Raw genomic sequence first — 21,397 nt, 5'->3', positions numbered from 1 at the left:
CACAACGGTTTCAGACGGTCAGTTTACGGCGGTTGTACAAACCACCCAACAAACCGGTCAAGCATCCGACGAGCAACCCGCTGACGTGGGCCGCGTTGGCGATTTCGCCGAAGCCGATCATCGAGACCAGCCCGGACAGGCACAGCAGCAACCACACCAGCATCATCGCCAGCACGCCACGGGGCAGGCGGTAAGCGGCGTTCGGCGACAGCAACTGGAAGATCCAGCAATGCCCCAGCAGACCGTAAAGCACCCCGGACAATCCGCCGAACAGGGTCGGGCCGCTGAAAACAAACTGAACGTAGTTGGAGACGAGGCTGAACAGCAGGGTCAGCCCGACCAGGTTGATGCTGCCCTGGCGCGATTCGATGCGTCGTCCCAGCTCCCAGTACCACATGCCGTTCATGGCCAGGTGCAAAATGCCGAAGTGGATCAGCATCGGCGTCACCAGTCGCCACCACTGCCCCGCCGCCAGGCTGTCAGCCAGGGGCACGAAATGGATGTATTCGCCGACGACGCGGAAATCGAGGAAGGTCAGCCAGCGCAGCGTATCGAGATTGTCGCCGAGCAACGTGATCGCACCGACGATCAGACTCAGGATCAGCACCAGCGCCGTGGCTTTTGCGTGGCGAACCTGCTCGGCGAACCCCGGACGCTTTCGGGTTTGCGCCGGCTGGATGTCCAGTTGTTGATCGGGGTCGCCCGCCGGGAAGCGTTCGTAGAGCGCACGGACGTCTTCGCTGATGTTCTGCGGCACCCACAACACCTGCTCACCGGACTCTTCGCTGACCCGATGCGGCACCTGCATGCGTTCCAGCAATTTGACGAAGCCGCTCAGGTCTACCGCCAGGGGCAGACGCAACACCGCTACTGCACTCATCGCAGAACCTCTGGCCGCTCGACATCGACCCAGACGAATTTATGCGGATCGAGCCGCGTTTCCTGATCCAGCCGATAGGCGACCAGTTTGCCGTAGAGCACGGCACTGTAATCCAGGCACGCCAGGTTCGGGCGGATCGGTGCCGGTTTACCGCTGCGCCAATAATGTCCGACGAACAGCAACGGTTCATCGATGCCGTAACGCAGCAGCATGTTTTTCTCGGTCGAAGACAGCGGTGTGCGGGCCACCGGGTCCGGCAAGGCGTCAGGCTGGAAGACGATGTCGCCGTAGGTTTGCGGATCGTCTTCCCAGAACTTGGTACGGAAGAACGACCGCACCAGACCATCGCCGCTGGTCATGGTCAGGCCGTCAGGCAGGCGCATGTCGGTGCCGCGCAGCAAGCGGTCGAAAACGGTGCAGGCAAATGAGCCCGACTGGGCCGAAGCCTGGAGGAAGTGCTCGTCGATACAGCCATCGGGAAACAACTGGCGCAAAGGTTCAATCAGCCCGGCATCCCAGCAGGCATGCACCACCCGGAAACGCCCGGCATCGACGAACAGCGGCAGCTCATAGAACCATTGCTGGAAGTCATGCCAATCGCCGGGATGATGTTCGAACTGGGTCAGGGTTTCCTGAAGCAGCCGGGCATGGCGCGGCGTGTGCTCGCGCACGAACTGCTTGCCACTGCCGGGCAGTGCCGGCGTGACCCAGCCCAGCGCGTTGAACTCGTGGTTGCCCATGATGCACAGCGCCTGCCCGGCCTCGACCATGTCGTGGACGATGTGCAACGCCTCGCGAATTCGCGGGCCACGGTCGATGATGTCGCCGACGAACACCGCCATGCGCGACGCATGGCGCCAGACGCCACCGTGCTTGTGATAACCGAGCCGGTCGAGCAAATGCTCAAGGGTCATTGCGCAACCGTGCACGTCACCGATCAGGTCGTAGCTACGCGCGGGATCGAGCATCAGTCGCCTCCACCACCCAACTTGCTGCCCCAGCCGAGCTTGGTCCGGCAGACTTCGTAGTAGTTGTGGTCGAGCGGATGAATCAACCGCAGCTTCTGGGCTTTCTTGCTGACGGTGATGGTGTCGCCGGGCGCACAGGTAAAGTGGTTCTGCCCGTCACACGAGACTTGCGGGTAAATCTGCATATCCTTGGACACGACGATTTTCAGCTCACTGTTGCCATCGACCACAATTGGCCGACCCGACAAGGTATGGGGGTACATCGGCACGATTACAATGGCGTCGAGCTTGGGATGCATGATCGGCCCGCCGGCAGACAACGCGTAGGCGGTGGAACCGGTCGGCGTGGCGACGATCAGGCCGTCGGCCTTCTGGCTGCAGACGAACTGGCCGTCGATGTACAGCTCGAACTCGATCATCCGCGTGGATTTGCCGGGGTGCAGCACCACGTCGTTCAGCGCATCGCCCTGGCCGATAGCCTCGGCATGCCGGCGAACTTCAGCCTGCAACAGGAAGCGGTTCTCCACCAGATAGTGGCCATCGAGCACTTCGGCGACCTTGAGTTCCAGCTCGTCAGGGCGGATATCGGTCAGGAAACCAAGACTGCCCCGGTTGATCCCCAGTACCGGAATATTGTGCTTGGCTAACGCCCGGGCGGCACCGAGCAGGCTGCCGTCACCGCCCACCACAATCACCATGTCACAGACTTCACCGAGCATCTTGCGCGACGAGGTTTGCAGGCCGTGACCCGGCAGGACTTCGGCAATGGTGTCTTCGAGGATCACGTGCAGGTGACGATCGAGCAGAAACCGTTTCAGTCGGCGGACGGTATCCAGCACCTGGGAACTGCCCAGGCGACCGATGATGCCGATATTGCGAAATTGCTCCATGGGGCTCCTGCTGGGAATCTGTGCGACGACGAAAAACACGATTATGGGCGAAAGCCGCTGATAGACAAAATCCTTTCACCCTCAAGGGTGTGCTCGGGTTTCGAGCTATGCTCGCAAGATGATCCTATTTCCAGATTTGCTCCAGCTGCCCCACCAGTTGCGCCACCCCGAAGTGCGCGACCTGGCATGGGTCATCCTCGCGCCGCCGATGCTCGCCGACACACCGTGGCCGCAACGCCACCCGCTGGCCGGCAGCGACTGGGTGCAGGCACCTGAGCGCCTGGAACACTGGCTGCGTCAGCTGGACCAGGACAGCTACGGACTGCTGCACTGGCTGGCCCAGGCCCGCACCCGGCGTCTTGGCTTGTACTACGAGCGTCTCTGGCAATTTGCCGTGGAGCATGCGCCCGGCATCGAACTGATCGCCGCCAACATGCCGATCCGGCGCGAAGGCCATACGCTCGGCGAGCTGGACATGCTGCTGCGTGACCGCGACGGTGTGCATCACCTGGAACTGGCGATCAAGCTGTATCTGGGCCCTCAATCAGGTGATGGATGCGACACCGCGCAATGGCTTGGCCCCGGCTGTCACGATCGACTGGACCGCAAGCTGGCGCACCTGAGCCAGCATCAACTGCCGATATCCGCACGTCCCGAGAGCCGCGAAGTGCTGGCAGCGCTGGATATCCGCCAGTTCACCGCGCATTTGTGGCTGGGCGGCTATTTGCTCTATCCATGGCCGGGGCACGCGGCAGCACCGAGCGGTGCACATCCACAACATTTGCGCGGTCGTTGGTTGCATCAAAAGGATTGGCAGGATTTTGTCGAGCAAAGTCCGCCGGGGCGCTGGCAACCCCTGCCCCGCCACGCTTGGCTGGCGCCGGCGCACTACTCGGCGGAACACACCTGGAACGTCGAGCAATTGAACGCCTGGCTGTGCGACCTCGACCCGCTGGCGCCGGCACAATTGCTGGTGCGATTGACCGAAAATGCCCATGGCGACTGGGAAGAAGCCGAGCGATTGTTCCTCGTGTCGGACCTTTGGCCGAATGTGCCCGGCCAAGGCTGATCCGAATCTTGTGCGAACTTTTGAACCAGCCTTTCAACAATCTAAATGGACAACCGCAAAGCCAGCGCCGCCAACGTCACCAACAACACCGGCACCGTCAGCACGATCCCGACCTTGAAGTAATACCCCCAGCCGATCCGGATGTTTTTGCGTTCCAGCACATGCAGCCAAAGCAAGGTTGCCAGACTGCCTATCGGGGTGATTTTCGGCCCCAGGTCACTGCCGATGACGTTGGCGTAGATCATCGCTTCCTTGACCACCCCGCTCGCCTGGCTGGCATCGATGGATAGCAGTCCGATCAACACCGTCGGCAAATTGTTCATGATCGAGGACAACAACGCGGTCAACACCCCCGTACCCATTGCCGCGCCCCAGACACCGTACTCGGCAAAGCCATTGAGCCAGCCCGCCAGATAGCCTGTGAGTCCGGCGTTGCGCAGGCCGTAGACCACCAGATACATGCCAAGCGAGAAAATCACGATGTGCCAAGGCGCTTCCTTCAGCACTTTGCGCGTGGAAATCTTGTGACCACGGGCGGCAATCGCCCACAGCAAGGCCGCGCACACGGCCGAAATGGCACTGATGGGAATGCCCAGCGGTTCCAGCGCGAAGCAGCCGAGCAGCAGAATCACCAGCACCGCCCAGCCGGCGTAGAACGTCGCCTTGTCATGGATCGCCGACGCCGGATGTTCCAATTGCTCAGGGTCATAGTTTTTGGGGATGTCGCGGCGGAAAAACCACATCAATACCGCCAAGGTGGCCGCGACACTGACCAGGTTGACCGGGATCATCACCGCCGCGTACCGGTTGAAACCGATGTTGAAGAAGTCAGCGGAAACGATGTTCACCAGGTTCGACACCACCAGCGGCAGGCTGGCCGTATCGGCAATGAAGCCGGCGCCCATGACGAACGCCAGCGTCGCCGCCGGAGAAAAACGCAATGCCAACAGCATGGAAATCACAATGGGCGTGAGGATCAGCGCCGCGCCGTCATTGGCGAACAACGCCGACACCAATGCCCCGAGCAACACCATGTAGGCAAACAACTGGCGCCCACTACCCCTTCCCCAACGGGCCACATGCAGCGCTGCCCAGGCAAAAAATCCGGCCTCGTCCAGCAACAAACTGATGATGATCAGTGCGACAAAGGTTCCGGTGGCGTTCCAGATGATTTGCCACACCAATGGAATGTCGCTCAGGTGCACAACGCCGAACATCAAAGCCAGCACCGCCCCCAGCACCGCGCTCCAACCGACGCCGAGCCCTTTGGGTTGCCAGATCACCAGTGTGATCGTCAGCAGGAAAATCAGTGACGCTACAAGCATGCGCAGCTGCCTTTAAAGAATGGAGAAATAATCAGCAGCAACGAACCGGTCGGTCTGTCATCGCCTGCAGACGTGCCACATCGGCGGCAAGCCAATCAGCATTGGCCGCCAACGCTTCTTGCAGCATCGTGGCGACCCAAGGTGCAAGTTGCGGGTTCAATCGGTAATAAACCCATTGCCCCTGCCGTCGATCCGTCAGCAAGCCATTGCTGCGCAATTGCGCCAGGTGACGGGAAATTTTCGGTTGGCTGAGGTCAAGCGCAGCCGTCAGCTCGCATACGCACAGTTCGCCTTCACGAGCGATCAGCAAGGCAACACGACTGCGAGTGTCATCGGCCAAGGCCTTGAAAACATCGACGGGACTGCGGAAGTCGGACATGAAAACACGCCTCTGTGCGAACGAGGCGTGAATATATGGAATTTCGAATATTCAGTAAAGCACTGCCTGGAAAAGCACATCCGGCACTCCGTCACCCGGAGCGCCAGAAGCGGCAATCACAGCTTTTTGTGTTGCTCGACCCACTGCCCATAGGCATTGATGAAACTCTGCAGGAACGGCTTGACCGACTCCGACAGTTTGCCGGCCTCATCAAACGCCGAGCCAGCGCCGCCCAGATAGGCCTCGGGTTGCTGCATCAGCGGCACATTGAGAAACACCATGGACTGGCGCAGGTGATGATTGGCGCCGAAACCGCCAATCGCGCCCGGCGAGGCGCTGATCACCGCGCCTGGTTTGCCGCTCCAGGCACTCTTGCCATACGGGCGCGAACCCACGTCGATCGCATTTTTCATCGGGGCCGGCACAGAACGGTTGTATTCAGGAGTAACGAACAACACCGCGTCGGATGAGCTCACTTGTTGTCGGAAAGTGCTGTAGGCTGCCGGCGGTGTATCAACATCGATATCCTCGTTGTAAAGCGGTAGATCGCCAATTTCAACGATAGTGAGCTTCAGATTCGCCGGCGCCAGATCGGCCAGGGCGAGCGCGATCTTGCGGTTGATCGATGCTTTGCGCAGGCTGCCGACGATAACGGCGACGTTATAGACACTACTCATGGAAGATTCTCGATTGTCCGTGGGGGAGCCTGTAGTTATAGATGATCGGACGATGTTTCAACCAGTAAACACAGGTATATCTGCGTCCTGATTATTTTTTTCGAGCAGGAAAACTTACCGTGCTCGACGGCGGTCTACAAAGCCGTCAATCAAGTGTTTTATCTCCAGAGGTTCTAAGCAGATGGCAGCAGTACTCGTCGGTCAGTTCCATGCAAGAGACGCGGAAGGCCGTATTTATTCGGTACACGAGTTTCAGGAGTCCACCCCGTCCGCAGACGGTTCCGGGCCTGCAACCACGTACAAACTGGCCATTGGCGATCGGGTCAACAAAGTTGATGACAATGAGTTCATGCTGGTGCAAACGGGCGTCACTCTCACCCGTGAGCCGGCAACCTGCGTCGCGTCATAACTCGATGTTATGAGCAGAAGTCATATGCGCGGACTTGGGTTAGGATTCAGTGACTGACTCCTCACCTGCTGAACATGGACTTCACGCATGCGCTTACGCCATATCGAAGTGATCCAGGCGCTCCTTCAGACCGGTCACACAGGCACCGCCGCCGAATGGTTGCAGTTGCCGGTGGCCGAGGTCGAAGGTATTTTGCGCGACGCAGAGGGCCAGTTGGGTTTCATGCTGTTCTCCAGCGTGCGCGGGCGGTTGCAGGCTACGCGCGAAGCACGGGAGCTCCAGGTAGAAATTGCCCGCGTCTACGATGCGCTTGAACCGGTGCAACGCCTGGCCAATAGCCTCAAACAATACCTGGCACCGCCGTTACGCATCATCTGCACCCCGCCCCTCGCCCAACAATTGTTGCCACAAAGCATCGCGGCCTTGCGCCGACGCCTGCCCGACGCACCTTGCACCCTCCTGAGCCAGCCCACCCGGGACATCGTCAAAAGCCTTTTGCTGCGCGAAAGCGACCTGGGCCTGAGCCTGCATGACCCGGATCGCGCAGAAATCGATTGCCAGGTGATTGCCCAAGGCAAGCTGCAATTGCTGGCTCCCCATGGCTGGCTGCAACCGAAGCAAAAGTACATCTCCCTGCAAGACCTGGCTGGCCAGGCGATGGTCGGTCTCGAAGGCCATGACCCGCTGAGCCCCGCTCTGGAAAACAAACTGCATGGCTTGCGTCCGGCACCGGTGATCCAGACCCGGGTTCAGACCCACCAGATGATGCGCAGCATGGTCGAGGCCGGTGAAGGCCTGGCCATTGTCGACCCCTTTACCGCCCTCGGTGCCAAATCGGCCGGGCTCGATGTATGCCCACTGGCACCTGCCGTACCGATCAGCGTCTACGCATTGACCTTGAAGAACGGCGAGCCATCCCCCGCCGTCCAGACCTTGTTGACCATCATTACGGAACAAGCCGCGGCGATGCTGACGAACTGATCGGGTTTTCCAGCGGGTTATCGAACAATCGATACCAGAACAGCGCGACCTCGGCAGTATTGGGGTCAATGCCGCGATAGCGCAGGTGGTCGATGCCGCCAATCACATAGCCACAACGCTCGTACAAGCGGCAGGCACCGAGGTTGTTGTTCTGGGTTTCGAGCATGATGCCCGGCAGTTTCTTCTTGCGACTCCAGAACTGCGCCACATCCAGCAACGCCTTGGCCACCCCATGGCGCCGCGCCGGAGCGTGCACCGCCAGTTCGTCGATATGGGCAAAACCGTTCCAATTGGTGCTGATCACCAAGTGCCCTACCGGCTCGTCATCCAGGAATGCCATGAAAATCGCACTGTCCGGTGCATCGCGAAAACTGCTGAATTCCTCGGGATCGATGCCATAGCATTTACGATAAGGGGTAATGGGGGTGACTCGCCATTGCTCGACCGGCTGCCCTATTTCAGGCGCTCCGTAGGCGGCAACCTCAAAACTGAAATCGCTGCCCCAGATGTAGGCAGCAAAACCTTCGTCGGCGACGCGCACCGACAGCCCTGGATGATTAGGATTCATGACCGGCTGCATACTGGGAAAGGTCCTCATTCCTTGATGCAATCGACGGTGTAGTGCCGCCCATTGCCCTCGTCTTCATGTTGCAATCCGTGCACATCTGCAACGAACCCCGGAAAATTGCTATCGAACGTGCGAGCAAACGCCAGGTAGTCAATGATTGAGCGGGTCGCTCCGGTAAAACGCTCCCCTGGCATGATCAACGGAATGCCCGGGGGATACGGCACCAGCATCACGGCAGCGATTCGCCCATCCAGCGCATCGATCGATACGGCTTCGACTTCGCCACGTACCAAATGATCATAGGCGTCAGCCGGCTTCATGGCGATTTCCGGCATGACCGTGTACATGCGCTTGAGGTGTTTGGCCGTGGCATTGCTGCGATAACAGGCATGCAACTGATCGCACAGGTCACGCAGCCCCATGCCCTGATAGCGCGTGACATGTTGCTGTGCCACGCACGGCAGACAGCTGGCCAGACTGACGTTGGCGTCATAGCTGCGCTTGAACTCCAGCAATTCGGTGAGCAACGTGCTCCATTTGCCCTTGGTGATACCCATGGAAAACAGCACCAGGAACGAATACAACCCGGTCTTTTCCACCACCAGCCCACGCTCCCAAAGGAATTTGCTGACAACCGCTGCGGGAATCCCACGTTCACTGAGCGCACCACCGGCGGTCAACCCCGGCATCACCAGGGTGACCTTGATCGGATCGAGCAACACGTAATCGTCGGTCACGCCGCCAAAGCCGTGCCAGTCAGCGTCCGGTTGCAGCAACCAGTCTTCGGTGACCACGCGGTTGATGCCTTCAGCCGAAGGTGGCTGCCAGATGGAAAACCACCAGTCATCCGCCGCGATGTGTTGACGCAAGTTGGCCAGGGCGCGGCGAAAGCTCAAGGCCTCATCGAACATCTCCTGTAACAGCGAACGACCGGCCGGCCCCTCCATCATGGCCGAAGCGACATCGAGCGAGGCGATGATGCCGTATTGCGGCGAGGTCGAGATGTGCATCATGAACGCTTCGTTGAAACGGTCTCGGTCCAGTTGCCTGGCACCGCCGTCCTGCACGTGAATCATCGACGCCTGGCTGAACGCCGCCAGCAGCTTGTGGGTGGAATGGGTCGTGAACACTAACGGGCTGTCCTGTCCACGGGAGGTGCCCATGCCATAACGCCCGCTGAAAAACTCATGAAACGCCGCGTAGGCATACCAGGCTTCGTCGAAGTGCAATACCTCGACGCTGTTGCCCAGTTGCTGCTTGATCAGCTCGGCGTTGTAGCAGAGGCCGTCGTACGTCGAGTTGGTGACTACCGCGAGCTTGACCTTGGGCGCCCGGCCCTTGGACAACGGGCTGGCGTCGATCTTGGCCTGAATCGCTTCGGGACTGAATTCGCTCAAGGGAATCGGACCGATGATCCCCAGTTCGTTACGCTCCGGGCACAGGTACAACGGGATGGCGCCAGTCATGATGATCGAATGCAACACCGATTTATGGCAATTGCGGTCCACCAACACCAGGTCATCGCGGGCGACCATCGAATGCCAGACGATCTTGTTGGCGGTGGACGTGCCATTGATGACGAAGAACGTATGATCGGCGCCAAAATTGCGCGCCGCCCGGGCCTCGGCTTCGGCCAGTGGGCCAGTGTGGTCCAGTAAAGAGCCAAGTTCTGGCACCGACACCGACAGATCCGAGCGCAGGGTGTTTTCCCCAAAAAACTGATGAAACGCCTGCCCCACCGGACTCTTGTGGTACGCCACGCCACCACCGTGTCCGGGGGTGTGCCACGAATAGTTGGAATCGGCGGTGTGTTGCACCAAGGCTTTGAAGAACGGCGGCAGCAACCCATCCAGATATTTGCGTGCGGCCCGCGCCACTTGCCTTGCGAGAAACGGCACCGTGTCTTCGAACAGATAGAGAATGCCGCGCAACTGATTCAGCTCGGCCATCGCGTCGGCGGGTGCGTTTTCCAGAGTCACTTGCTCGCCGAGGGCGAAAATCGGTAGATCGGGCGCACGCACTCGCGCCAATCCGATCAGTTCGGCCATATTCTGTAACAAATGCGAGTGAGCGCTGGCGTCCTCCGCCGCGATCAACATGCATGAGAGGCCGTGATGGGTGGATGCGACCAAGCGTCCTTCGGTGTAGTCCATCGCCGAAACGATACTGAAACCTTCCTGTTCCAGCTCCCGGGCGATTCCACGCACACGGTCGCCGGCAACGGTGTCGGCCTTTATGTCGCGATGGACGATCAGGACCGGGAATTTCAAATCTTTATACATGGGGCTCAGTGTCCTGAGGCGGCAGGCCAGAGCCTGCCAATCACCTCAGGGTAGAGGGTCGCAGCCGATGTGGCGAGTGCGTTGCACTGAAGCGGTACCGGCGCCGCACTATTTTGTAGCGAAAATTTTTTTTGTAGGGGCAAGGCTTGCCTGCGATAGCGATCTTTTAAACGCTATCGCGAGCAAGCTTCGCTCCTACAGATGACCGCAGATAGATGACCGTAGACAGATGAGCGCATGCAGATGAGCGCACATCAGGCCTGCGCTTGCGCCTCAGCCAATTGCAACCACAACGCCGGAGCGCCCGCGGATTTGCTGATGATTTCCAGGCGCGCTGCGTGCTGGGCCAATTCTTCTTCACTGGCGCGAATGATGCGGGCTGGCGTGCGACCAGCCGGCAAACGGCGGATCTCCGTGGCGGAGTTGTCAGCCCCCTCACCGGAACCATTGCCGTCGGAGGCATTGCCGGCCAGCGACAGGCTGGTCTGGCCGCCCGTCATGGTCAGGTAGACGTCAGCAAGAATTTCGGAGTCGAGCAAGGCGCCGTGAAGTTCACGACCGGAGTTGTCGACGCCATAGCGTTTGCACAGGGCATCGAGGCTGTTGCGCTGCCCGGGGTGACGTTCCCGGGCCATCATCAGCGTATCGAGGATCGTACAGTGCTGCGTGATGTCCGCACGATCGTGCTGGCCCATCAGAGCGAATTCGTTGTTGATGAAGCCAACGTCGAACGCCGCGTTATGGATGATCAGCTGCGCGCCCTTGATGAACTCAAAGAATTCTTCGGCCACTTCAGCGAAACGCGGTTTGCCTACCAAAAATTCGTTGGTGATGCCGTGGACGCCAATGGCGCCCTCGTCACTTTCGCGGTCTGGTTGCAGGTAAACGTGAAAATGCCGGCCGGTCAGGCGCCGACCGATCAACTCGACACAACCAATTTCGATAATCCGGTGGCCGTCGGTCACCGGCATGCCGGTGGTTTCGGTATCGAGTACAACGGATCTGGTGGCCATCAGTGCTCAGCTCTCAATCGGTCAATCGTGCAAAAGCGGCGATGTTAACACGCTCGCTGGGGTCTTTGATTGATCGTTCCCACGCTCTGCGTGGGAATGCCTCAAGGGACGCTCCGCGTTCCAATGGGACGCAGAGCGTCCCGGGCTGCATTCCCACGCAGAGCATGGGAACGATCAGCAGGCACACATTCAGTCTTGTTTGTAACCGCGCACTTCATCCACGCCGCGGTTGGCCAGTTGGTCAGCGCGCTCGTTGCCGTGATGGCCAATGTGCCCGCGCACCCACTTCCAGGTGACGTTGTGACGGTTGACCTGTTCGTCGAGCAGTTTCCACAGGTCGGCATTCTTCACGGGTTCTTTCGCTGCAGTTTTCCAGCCGCGTTTTTTCCAGTTGGCCATCCACTCGTTGATGCCTTTCATGACGTACTGGGAGTCGGTCACCAGCAGCACATCGCATGAACGCTTGAGTTCTTCCAGGCCGCGAATCGCGCCCATCAACTCCATGCGATTGTTGGTGGTGTTGGCTTCGCCTCCCCAGAGTTCCTTTTCAACGCCCTTGCACACCAGCAACGCACCCCAGCCGCCAGGGCCAGGGTTGCCTTTGCAGGCGCCATCGGTGAAGAGTTCTACGCTATCGCTCATGCAATCTATCCAGAAAATGCGGTGGCTCGCCGATCGTTGATCGACAACGCCCGAGACCGGGGCAACCCGGTCGGAAAATGATATGAGGTATTACGGCTCGATATTGCGACGATTGACCTTGGCCATCGGCAGCGGAATCAACTTGCCCATTGTTTCGCGGCGTTCCTGACGCAGCGGCCGCAGGCCTACGACGATCTTGCGCGCCACCAATAAATAGAAGCCGCCGCCAGACAACTGCCAGTCGCCGGCCTTGCGTTCCCAGCCAGCCAGACGGGTCTGCCAGGCAGGTGAAGCCAGCGGCGGACGATAGCACCCGAAGCGGCGTTTCTCCAGCGCGAAGCCCAGCAGGTTCAACCAGTCAGCCACCCGTGACGGAGAAATGCAGCGAGCCTTGCCCAACCCGTCATGGGCAAACACATGACGCAAGCCCCAACTGCTCCAGGGATTGATACCGATGATCAACAGGTGCCCGCCAGGCCGCACACTGCTCGCGGCTTCACGCAGCAACCCATGGGGCGACAGGCAGAAATCCAGCCCGTGCTGCAACACCACCACATCGGCCGCATGTTCACTGAGTGGCCAGGCCTGCTCTTCGCAGACGATCTCGACACCCGGCAAGGGCGCACCCAAGCGCACATTGCGCTGCACCTGAGGTGCAGAAGGCGGCGTCTGCGCCGAGGGGCCGTAATGCACCAGGTAGCCACCGAAGAAGCGCCCGAGTTCGTCTTCGAGCATGCGCCGTTCTTCGTCCAGCAAAAATTGCCCGATGGGGCCGGACAGCCATTCACGGGCCGTGCTGATCAGCGCCAGCCAGTCAGGATCAGCTTGAGCGAACGCTTTATCGGTCATTGCATTCTCCAACGCGCCAGGAAGTTCTAAGATGCGCCATTGTTTCCAGCTTGGCGAATCCGACGATGATACAGATCACTGCCCTGCCCGCCTTCACCGACAACTACATATGGTTGTTACAAGACACTGCCACCCGCCACTGCGCGGTGGTCGATCCAGGGGACGCAGCCCCGGTGCAAGCCTGGCTCGCGGCCAATCCGGGTTGGGCCTTGACTGATATTCTGATCACTCACCATCATCATGACCATGTCGGCGGCGTCGAGCAGCTGAAGAAAGCGACGGACGCGAAGGTCTATGGTCCGGCCAGCGAAAAAATCCCGGCGCGGGACGTCGCGCTGAAGAACGACGACCGGATTACCGTACTGGGCCATGATTTTGATGTCATCGCCGTACCCGGTCATACCCTGGGCCACATTGCCTATTATCACAGCGGTCTGCTGTTCTGTGGCGATACCCTGTTCGCTGCCGGTTGCGGGCGATTGTTCGAAGGCACGCCGCAACAGATGTACGCCTCGCTGTCGCGTCTGGCCGCCCTACCCGAGGACACCCGCGTCTACTGCACCCACGAATACACCCTGAGCAATCTGCGCTTCGCCGCTGCTGTCGAACCGGGCAATCCAGACACCCTTGAACGCCTGGCTAGCGTCACTCGACAACGAGAAGCCGGGGTCATCACACTGCCTTCCACGGTGGCCCTGGAAAAGCGCACTAATCCGTTTTTGCGCACCGGCGAAACATCCGTTAAAGAAAAAGCGGACGAACGGACCGGCACCGATAACTCTCGGCCCGATATGGTTTTTGCTGCGCTCAGGGCGTGGAAAGACACGTTCTAAACAGCTTGCACGATGGTCCAAAAACGCTGAATGGTTGACCGCAGGGGGTCCGCTTTCTAGAATCGCCCGACATTTTTGCCCGGAACTTACTTCCAGCCAATGTCGTCATCCATACGTAAGTCCATCAATTCAGACGCATTGACCCGCTTGGCTCAAGCCATAGCGGTGGCTGTGTCCGCCACGTTGGCGGGCTGTTCCAGCCACGCTCCGCAGCCTGAAGCGACACATACGCCGAACGTGGCGGCCCGCGCCAAGCAGAAGCCCATCTGGCTCAGCGAAAAGCCGAGCCCGCAGATCCCGCAGGACGTCTGGGAGCGCATGCGCCAGGGCTTTCAGTTGCAGGACAACGTCGGCGTGAACCCGCGCATCGAACAACAGCGCCTGTGGTTCGCCAGCAATCCGTCCTTCCTCGAAAACGCCGGGGAACGCGGCAGCCTCTATATTCACTACATCGTCGAACGCCTGGAAGAACGCAACATGCCGCTGGAACTGGCGCTGCTGCCGGTGATTGAAAGCGCCTACAACCCGATGGCCTATTCCCGCGCCAATGCGGTGGGCCTGTGGCAATTCATCCCGTCCACCGGGCGTTACTTCAATCTGCGCCAGACCCGTTTCTATGATGGCCGTCGCGACATCACCGCTTCGACCACCGCCGCGATGGATTACCTGACCCGCCTGCACGACATGTTCAACGGCGACTGGCTGTTGGCGCTGGCCGCCTACAATGCCGGTGAAGGCACGGTCAGCCGTGCCATCGAGCGCAATGAAAAGCTCGGCCTGCCAACCGACTACTGGAACCTGCCGCTGCCGGCAGAAACCCAGGCCTATGTGCCGAAGCTGCTGGCCCTGTCGCAAGTGGTGCTGGCACCGGAAGCCTACGGGGTGAACCTCAACCCGATCGCCAACGAACCGTACTTCCAGGTCGTCGAAATCAACCAGCGCATGGACCTTTCCAAGGTCGCCGCAGTGGCCAACATCGACGAAGACGAACTGTTCCAGCTCAACCCGGCCTTCAAGCAACGCACCACCATCGACGGCCCGCAGCATTTGCTGGTGCCGACGTCCAAGGCGCAATTGCTGACCACCAGCCTGCAGACGATGCGTCCGGAAGAGCTGATCAGCAAGAAACCGCTCAAACCGGTCTTCGAAGGCTCGGACAGCACGGCAGTGGCCAGCGCCAAACGCAGTTACCGGGTCAAGCGCGGCGACAATCTGGGCTCCATCGCCAAGGCCAACAACGTCGACGTCAAGGACCTTCAACGCTGGAACAAACTGTCCGGCAAGAACCTCAAGCCCGGCCAGACCCTGGTCATGCAGGACACCAGCAAGCGCAGCGCCGGGCGCATCAACACCGTCGTCGCGGCCAATGCCAAGACCAAAAGCCCGGACAAAAAACCGCAGTCGAAGTACAAGGTTCAGCAAGGCGATTCGCTGTACATCGTGGCCAAGCGCTTCAATGTTGAAATGCAGCACCTCAAGCGCTGGAACCCACGTGTCGGCCAAGCATTGAAGCCAGGTCAGATGCTGACGGTTTCCAATCCGCACTAAAAAACGAGCCCCTGATTATCAGGGGCTTTTTTATCTTTGCAGCATCGAAAGGCTTTGTGGCGAGGGAGCTCGCCCCCGTTGGGCTGCGCAGCAGCCCCAAACCCTGATCCCTGGATACTTCTGACATACCGCGTGCACTGGATTTACGACGGCTTCGCCGCCGAGCGGGAGCAAGCTCCCTCGCCACGGGATTGGCGCAGGCAGAACTGTCTTGCCAGTAATTAAGAGCGCATTAACCCCCCGTCTTTTTCCTGTCCATACAAGCTGTTACTGTACGGGCCACAAAGCCCAAGCCGCTGGATCGGATTTCTTATTTGAAGCGTCCCCTGCTCCCGCTCCTGATCAGCCTGGCCTTGAGCTCCACCGCAAGCGCGACGATCAGCGAAAGCCATGGTTATGCGCAGTTCGGCACGCTCAAGTATCCGGCCCGATTCACCCACTTCGACTGGGTCAACCCGCAAGCGCCCAAGGGCGGTACGTTGCGGGTAATGGCGTTTGGCACGTTTGATACGCTCAACCCTTACACTTTCAAAGGCACCAGCCCGGTCGCCACGCCGAACTTCCTTCAATACGGCATCAACGAGTTGAACGAACCGCTGATGGTCGGCACCGGCCAGTACGCACCGTCCGGCGACGAGCCCACCTCAAGCTATGGCCTGATCGCGCAATCGGTCGAGTACAGTGAAGACCGCAGCTGGGTGGTGTTCAACCTGCGTCCGCAAGCACGCTTCCACGATGGCACGCCCATCACCGCCTATGACGTAGCGTTCTCCTACCGCTTGCTGCTCAAGGAAGGTCACCCGCAATACCGCACCAATCTTCAGGAAGTATTGCGGGTCGACATCCTCAATCCTCAGCGCATTCGCTTCGTATTCAAGCGCGCCGGCAATCCATTGCTGATCCTGCGCCTTGGCGAGTTGCCCGTGCTGCCGCAGCATTACTGGAAAAACCGCGACTTCAAGGCCACGACCTTCGAACCACCGCTGGGCAGCGGGCCGTATCGCGTCACCTCGGTGACGCCGGGGCGACAAATCGTTTTCGAACGGGTCAAGGACTATTGGGGCAAGGACCTGCCGGTCAACCGCGGCAAGTACAATGTCGACCGTATGGAAGTCGAATTCTATCGCGACAGCGACGTGGCGTTCGAAGCGTTCAAGGCCGGCGAGTTCGACATCTATATCGAACACCAGGCCAAGAATTGGGCCACTGGGTACAACTTTCCGGCAATCCGTCGTGGCGAAGTGATCAAGGCACAGATTGCGCACCAGATCCCCACCCAGACCCAAGGCTTGTTCATGAACAGCCGGCGCCCGACGTTTGCTGAACCCCGGGTTCGGGAAGCGCTGGGTCTGATGTTCGACTTCGAATGGACCAACCGCACGCTGTTCAGCGACGCTTACAAACGCGCCACGAGCTACTACCCCAACAGCGAGTTTTCCGCCACCGGCCTGCCGGTCGGCCATGAATGGCTAATGCTCAAGCCGTACCGCGAGCAACTGCCCGCCCGATTGCTCAGCGAACCGTTCAGCCTGCCGCAGACCCAGGGTCGCGGCATTCCCCGGGAAACCATGCGCAAGGCCCTGAGCCTGCTCGCCGAAGCCGGCTGGAAGCTCAATGGTCAGCGCTTGCAGAACGCCGCCGGGCAGCCGCTGCGCCTGGAGATCCTGCTGGTCAACCCGAACCTGGAACGCATTCTCCAGCCTTACGTCGAAAATCTCGCCAGCATCGGCATTGATGCGCGCTTGCGCACGGTGGATCGCGCCCAATACAAACAGCGCCTCGACCAGTTCGACTTCGACATGATTCTGATGACCCTCAACCAGACCCTCAGCCCCGGCCTGGAACAGTGGCAGTACTTCCATTCCAGCCAGGTCGCGGTCAAGGGCAGCAAGAACTACGCCGGTATCGCCAACCCGGTGATCGATCATCTGCTCGAGCAATTGCTCGCGGCCAAGAGCCGCGACGAACAAGTCGCCGCCGGCAAAGCCCTCGACCGGGTGCTGCTGTGGCAGCACTACATCATTCCCAACTGGTACCTCAATTATCACCGCCTGGCGTACCGCAACCGGTTCGCCTTCGTCACCACGCCGCCCTACACCCTGGGCTTGAGCGCGTGGTGGCTGAAATCTTCGGAGAAAGATCGATGAAAGCCATCAGCGCCCTGCTCTTGCAGGCCAGCGCCCTGTTGTTCGCCGGGCTGGCCAGCGCCGCCCCGCAACATGCCCTGACCCTGTACAACGAACCGCCGAAATACCCGGCCGATTTCAAACACTTTGACTACGTCAATCCGGATGCTCCCAAGGGCGGCAAATTTCGCCAGGCCGGGTTCGGCGGCTTTGACAGCCTCAACCCGTTCATCAGCAAAGGCGTGTCGGCCAACGACATCGACCTGATCTACGACACCCTGGCCAAGCAGAGCCTTGACGAGCCCTTCACCGAGTACGGCCTGATCGCGGCCAGGATAGAGAAGGCTCCGGACAACGACTGGGTGCGCTTCTATCTGCGGCCCGAAGCGCGCTTCCACGACGGCCATCCGGTGCGTGCCGAAGACGTCGTGTTCAGCTTCCAGACGCTGATCAAGGATGGCGCGCCGATGTACCGCGGCTACTACAACGACGTCGCCGATGTGGTTGCCGAAGACCCGCTGACCGTGCTGTTCAAATTCAAGCACAGCAACAATCGCGAACTGCCATTGATCCTCGGCCAGTTGCCGGTGCTGCCCAAGCATTGGTGGGCCACCCGCGACTTCAACAAAGGCAACCTCGAAGTGCCGCTGGGCAGCGGTCCGTACAAAGTCAGCGAGGTGAAGGCCGGACGTTCGGTGCGCTATGAGCGGGTCAAGGATTATTGGGGCAAGGACCTGCCGGTGAATCGCGGCTTCTACAATTTCGATGTCATGACCACCGACTATTACCGTGACAACACCGTGGCGCTCGAAGCGCTCAAGGCCGGGCAGTTCGATTACTGGCTGGAAATGACCGCGAAGAACTGGGCCAACGCCTACAACATTGCGGCTGTCACCGAGGGTCGCTTGATCAAGGAACAGATCCCCAACGGCAACCCCACCGGCATGCAAGGCTTCGTCTTCAACTTGCGCCGACCGGTGTTCCAGGACGTGCGTGTGCGCCAGGCCCTGACGCTGTTGCTGGACTTCGAATGGACCAACAAGCAACTGTTCAACGGGGCCTACGCGCGTACTCGCAGTTATTTCGAGAACTCGGAAATGGCCGCCACCGGCCTGCCGGACGCTGATCAACTGGCGATCCTCGATCCGTTTCGCGGCAAGATTCCCGAGCAGGTGTTCAGTGAAGCGTTCCAGAACCCTGTCACCGACGGCAGCGGCATGATCCGCACCCAGCAACGCAAGGCCTATCAACTGCTGCAAGAAGCCGGCTGGCGCATCGTCGATGACAAAATGGTCGACGCCAGCGGCAAACCGGTGAGCATTGAATTCCTGTTGGCACAGACCGAGTTCGAACGGGTTTTGCTGCCGTTCAAACGCAACCTCAGCGACCTGGGCATCGAGCTGGTGATTCGCCGGGTCGACGTCTCACAGTACGTCAACCGCGTGCGCTCGCGGGATTTCGACATGGTCGTCGGCAGCTTCCCGCAGTCCAACTCGCCGGGCAACGAACAGCGTGAGTTCTGGATGACCGCAGCTGCCGACAAACCTGGCAGCCGCAACTCCATGGGCCTGAAAGATCCAGTGGTGGATCAGTTGGTGGAGCAATTGATCAACGCCGATTCGCGCAAAAGCCTGGTGGCCCATGCCCGGGCACTGGACCGAGTGCTGCAATGGGGCTATTACGTCATTCCCAACTGGCACATCAAAACCTGGCGCGTGGCGTACTGGAATCACATTGGTCACCCGAAGGTCTCGCCCAAATACGACATCGGCATCAATACCTGGTGGATCAAGCCCGATGCCAAACCGGCCATAGAAATCGAAACCAAATTGCAAGCCGACCCTGCAGGCATGGAGTAATCAGATGCTGGCGTATATTTTTCGGCGACTGCTGCTGATCATTCCGACCCTGTTCGGCATTTTGCTGATCAACTTCGTGATCATCCAGGCCGCCCCCGGCGGGCCGGTGGAACAGATGATCGCCAAGCTCGAAGGCTTCGAAGGCGCTACCAGCCGTATTGCCGGCGGCGGTGCCGAGGTGTCGGTGGCCGGGTCTGCCTATCGCGGTGCCCAGGGCCTGGACCCGGCGCTGATCAAGGAAATCGAGCACATGTACGGCTTCGACAAATCGGCGCCGGAACGCTTGTGGATCATGGTCAAGAACTACGCATCACTGGATTTCGGCGACAGCTTTTTCCGCGATGCCAAGGTCATCGACCTGATCAAGGAAAAGCTGCCAGTGTCGATCTCGCTGGGACTGTGGAGCACGCTGATCATGTACCTGGTGTCGATCCCCCTGGGGATCGCCAAAGCCACGCGACATGGCAGCCACTTCGATGTCTGGACCAGTTCGCTGATCATTGTCGGCTATGCGATTCCGGCGTTCCTGTTCGCCATCCTGCTGATCGTGGTGTTTGCTGGCGGCAGTTATCTGGATTGGTTCCCTTTGCGTGGTCTGACCTCGAACAACTTTGATGAACTGAGCACGGGCGGCAAGATTCTTGACTACTTCTGGCACTTGGCGCTTCCCGTGACCGCGCTGGTGATCGGCAACTTCGCGACCATGACCCTGCTGACCAAAAACAGCTTTCTCGACGAAATCAACAAGCAGTATGTGGTGACCGCCAAAGCCAAGGGCCTGACCCGACACCGCGTGCTCTACGGCCACGTATTCCGCAACGCCATGCTGTTGGTGATCGCCGGATTCCCGTCGGCATTCATCGGGATTTTCTTCACTGGCTCGCTGCTGGTCGAAGTGATCTTCTCCCTCGACGGCCTCGGCCTGATGAGTTTCGAAGCAGCGATCAACCGCGATTACCCGGTGGTGTTCGGCACGCTGTTCATCTTCACCCTGCTGGGGCTGGTGGTGAAACTGATCGGTGACCTCACCTATACCTTTGTCGATCCGCGCATCGACTTCGAAAGCCGGGAGCATTGAGATGAACCTGTCCCCTCTCAACCGCCGCCGCTTCGAACTGTTCAAGGCCAACAAGCGCGGATGGTGGTCGCTGTGGCTGTTCCTGATCCTGTTCGGCGCCAGCCTGGGCGCCGAGCTGATCGCCAACGACAAGCCGCTGGTGGTGCATTACGACAACGGTTGGTACTTCCCGGCACTCAAGCGGTACCCGGAGACCACCTTCGGCGGCGAATTCCCGCTGGAAGCCAACTACAAGAGCCCGTATATCCGCGAGCTGCTCAAGGCCAAGGACGCCTGGGTGTTATGGGCGCCGATCCCGTTCAGCTACCAGAGCATCAACTACGACCTGAAAGTCCCGGCACCGGCACCGCCCTCGGCGGACAACCTGCTGGGCACCGACGACCAGGGCCGCGATGTACTGGCACGAGTGATCTACGGGTTCCGCGTCTCGGTGCTGTTCGCCCTGACACTGACACTGCTGAGTTCGATCATCGGCGTGGTCGCCGGGGCGTTGCAGGGGTTTTACGGCGGCTGGGTCGATCTGGCCGGACAGCGGTTCCTGGAGATCTGGTCCGGGTTGCCGGTGCTGTATCTGCTGATCATCCTCGCCAGTTTCGTCCAGCCCAACTTCTGGTGGCTGCTGGGGATCATGCTGCTGTTTTCCTGGATGAGCCTTGTGGACGTGGTGCGCGCCGAGTTCCTGCGTGGGCGTAACCTGGAATACGTGCGTGCGGCGCGGGCGCTGGGCATGCAGAATGGCGCGATCATGTTTCGCCATATCCTGCCCAATGCCATGGTTTCGACCATGACCTTCATGCCGTTCATCCTGACCGGCGCCATCGGTACGCTGACCGCCCTGGATTTCCTCGGGTTCGGCTTGCCGGCCGGCAGTCCGTCGCTGGGCGAGTTGGTGGCCCAGGGGAAATCCAACCTGCAGGCGCCGTGGCTGGGCATGAGCGCGTTTGCGGTGCTGGCGTTGATGTTGAGTTTGCTGGTGTTTATCGGCGAGTCCGCTCGCGATGCCTTCGACCCGAGGAAGTGA

General features: G+C 59.8%; 20 protein-coding genes. 9 read left to right on the top strand and 11 right to left on the bottom strand.

Annotation, left to right across the window (positions count from 1 at the left end):
- Window positions 1-10: 10 nt before the first annotated feature.
- From D8U69_RS04660 to D8U69_RS04650, 3 genes are read right to left on the bottom strand one after another with little or no spacing between them, the layout of a single operon-like run.
- Window positions 11-880 carry a rhomboid family intramembrane serine protease gene (locus D8U69_RS04660; RefSeq protein WP_130905673.1) on the bottom strand — a complete coding sequence of 290 codons (870 nt, stop codon included), beginning with the start codon at window positions 878-880 and terminating at the stop codon, window positions 11-13.
- A complete protein-coding gene (locus D8U69_RS04655; protein ID WP_056855545.1) occupies window positions 877-1,848 on the bottom strand; it encodes a metallophosphoesterase in 972 nt (323 codons plus the stop codon). Before D8U69_RS04655 ends, D8U69_RS04660 begins: the two co-directional genes overlap by 4 nt.
- The gene (locus D8U69_RS04650; protein WP_056855546.1) at window positions 1,848-2,738 is read right to left on the bottom strand and encodes an NAD(+) kinase; all 891 of its coding nucleotides are present in this window, start codon (window positions 2,736-2,738) and stop codon (window positions 1,848-1,850) included. The genes D8U69_RS04655 and D8U69_RS04650 overlap by 1 nt, the downstream gene beginning before the upstream one ends.
- 118 nt (window positions 2,739-2,856) lie before the next feature.
- On the opposite strand from D8U69_RS04650, the gene D8U69_RS04645 reads away from it, so the two are divergent.
- Entirely contained in the window at window positions 2,857-3,807 is a 951-nt protein-coding gene (locus tag D8U69_RS04645) for a DUF1853 family protein (RefSeq protein WP_130905674.1), read from the top strand.
- Window positions 3,808-3,848: 41 nt separating this feature from the next.
- Here D8U69_RS04645 and D8U69_RS04640 read toward each other — a convergent pair whose 3' ends face one another.
- The 3 genes from D8U69_RS04640 to D8U69_RS04630 all read right to left on the bottom strand — a co-directional run bounded on the left by D8U69_RS04640 (window position 3,849) and on the right by D8U69_RS04630 (window position 6,188).
- Window positions 3,849-5,132, bottom strand: a complete 1,284-nt coding sequence (locus tag D8U69_RS04640) for an arsenic transporter (protein WP_056855548.1) — start codon at window positions 5,130-5,132, stop codon at window positions 3,849-3,851.
- A gap of 31 nt (window positions 5,133-5,163) precedes the next feature.
- Window positions 5,164-5,511, bottom strand: coding sequence for a metalloregulator ArsR/SmtB family transcription factor (locus D8U69_RS04635; protein ID WP_130906779.1), 348 nt, complete (start codon window positions 5,509-5,511; stop codon window positions 5,164-5,166).
- 116 nt (window positions 5,512-5,627) lie between these two features.
- A complete protein-coding gene (locus D8U69_RS04630; RefSeq protein ID WP_056855550.1) occupies window positions 5,628-6,188 on the bottom strand; it encodes an NADPH-dependent FMN reductase in 561 nt (186 codons plus the stop codon).
- A gap of 181 nt (window positions 6,189-6,369) precedes the next feature.
- Here D8U69_RS04630 and D8U69_RS04625 point away from each other — a divergent pair, with 181 nt between their 5' ends.
- A complete protein-coding gene (locus D8U69_RS04625; protein WP_056855551.1) occupies window positions 6,370-6,597 on the top strand; it encodes a hypothetical protein in 228 nt (75 codons plus the stop codon).
- An 87-nt stretch (window positions 6,598-6,684) separates the two neighbouring features.
- Entirely contained in the window at window positions 6,685-7,578 is an 894-nt protein-coding gene (locus D8U69_RS04620) for a LysR substrate-binding domain-containing protein (protein WP_056855552.1), read from the top strand.
- On the opposite strand, the gene D8U69_RS04615 is transcribed toward D8U69_RS04620, so the two are convergent.
- From D8U69_RS04615 to D8U69_RS04595, 5 genes are all read right to left on the bottom strand, one after another.
- Window positions 7,544-8,158 (bottom strand): GNAT family N-acetyltransferase, encoded by a 615-nt coding sequence (locus D8U69_RS04615; protein WP_056855553.1) that lies wholly within the window; start codon window positions 8,156-8,158, stop codon window positions 7,544-7,546. The two genes, D8U69_RS04620 and D8U69_RS04615, sit on opposite strands and share 35 nt — an antisense overlap.
- A 14-nt stretch (window positions 8,159-8,172) precedes the next feature.
- Window positions 8,173-10,428 (bottom strand): arginine/lysine/ornithine decarboxylase, encoded by a 2,256-nt coding sequence (locus D8U69_RS04610; protein ID WP_130906778.1) that lies wholly within the window; start codon window positions 10,426-10,428, stop codon window positions 8,173-8,175.
- Window positions 10,429-10,682: 254 nt separating this feature from the next.
- The gene (gene dnaQ / locus D8U69_RS04605) at window positions 10,683-11,441 is read right to left on the bottom strand and encodes a DNA polymerase III subunit epsilon (RefSeq protein ID WP_056855555.1); all 759 of its coding nucleotides are present in this window, start codon (window positions 11,439-11,441) and stop codon (window positions 10,683-10,685) included.
- Window positions 11,442-11,630: 189 nt separating this feature from the next.
- Entirely contained in the window at window positions 11,631-12,083 is a 453-nt protein-coding gene (rnhA, locus tag D8U69_RS04600) for a ribonuclease HI (RefSeq protein ID WP_056855556.1), read from the bottom strand.
- Window positions 12,084-12,173: 90 nt separating this feature from the next.
- The gene (locus D8U69_RS04595; RefSeq protein ID WP_130905678.1) at window positions 12,174-12,932 is read right to left on the bottom strand and encodes a methyltransferase domain-containing protein; all 759 of its coding nucleotides are present in this window, start codon (window positions 12,930-12,932) and stop codon (window positions 12,174-12,176) included.
- Between the two features lie 65 nt (window positions 12,933-12,997).
- Here D8U69_RS04595 and gloB point away from each other — a divergent pair, with 65 nt between their 5' ends.
- The 6 genes from gloB to D8U69_RS04565 all read left to right on the top strand — a co-directional run bounded on the left by gloB (window position 12,998) and on the right by D8U69_RS04565 (window position 21,397).
- Entirely contained in the window at window positions 12,998-13,765 is a 768-nt protein-coding gene (gloB, locus tag D8U69_RS04590; RefSeq protein WP_130905679.1) for a hydroxyacylglutathione hydrolase, read from the top strand.
- Between the two features lie 99 nt (window positions 13,766-13,864).
- Entirely contained in the window at window positions 13,865-15,313 is a 1,449-nt protein-coding gene (locus tag D8U69_RS04585) for a transglycosylase SLT domain-containing protein (RefSeq protein WP_056855559.1), read from the top strand.
- Between the two features lie 314 nt (window positions 15,314-15,627).
- Window positions 15,628-17,460: an extracellular solute-binding protein gene (locus D8U69_RS04580; RefSeq protein ID WP_130906777.1), complete on the top strand. Its 1,833-nt coding sequence runs from the start codon at window positions 15,628-15,630 to the stop codon at window positions 17,458-17,460.
- A complete protein-coding gene (locus tag D8U69_RS04575) occupies window positions 17,457-19,298 on the top strand; it encodes an extracellular solute-binding protein (protein ID WP_130906776.1) in 1,842 nt (613 codons plus the stop codon). Before D8U69_RS04580 ends, D8U69_RS04575 begins: the two co-directional genes overlap by 4 nt.
- A 4-nt stretch (window positions 19,299-19,302) precedes the next feature.
- Window positions 19,303-20,376: a microcin C ABC transporter permease YejB gene (locus D8U69_RS04570; protein ID WP_056855562.1), complete on the top strand. Its 1,074-nt coding sequence runs from the start codon at window positions 19,303-19,305 to the stop codon at window positions 20,374-20,376.
- A gap of 1 nt (window position 20,377) precedes the next feature.
- Window positions 20,378-21,397 (top strand): ABC transporter permease, encoded by a 1,020-nt coding sequence (locus D8U69_RS04565; protein ID WP_056855563.1) that lies wholly within the window; start codon window positions 20,378-20,380, stop codon window positions 21,395-21,397.

This window comes from Pseudomonas sp. Sample_16, assembly GCF_004307665.1.
Taxonomy (GTDB): Bacteria; Pseudomonadota; Gammaproteobacteria; order Pseudomonadales; family Pseudomonadaceae; genus Aquipseudomonas.
Note: the sequence above shows the minus strand (reverse complement) of the source record. Positions and strands in the feature narration are given on the sequence as shown.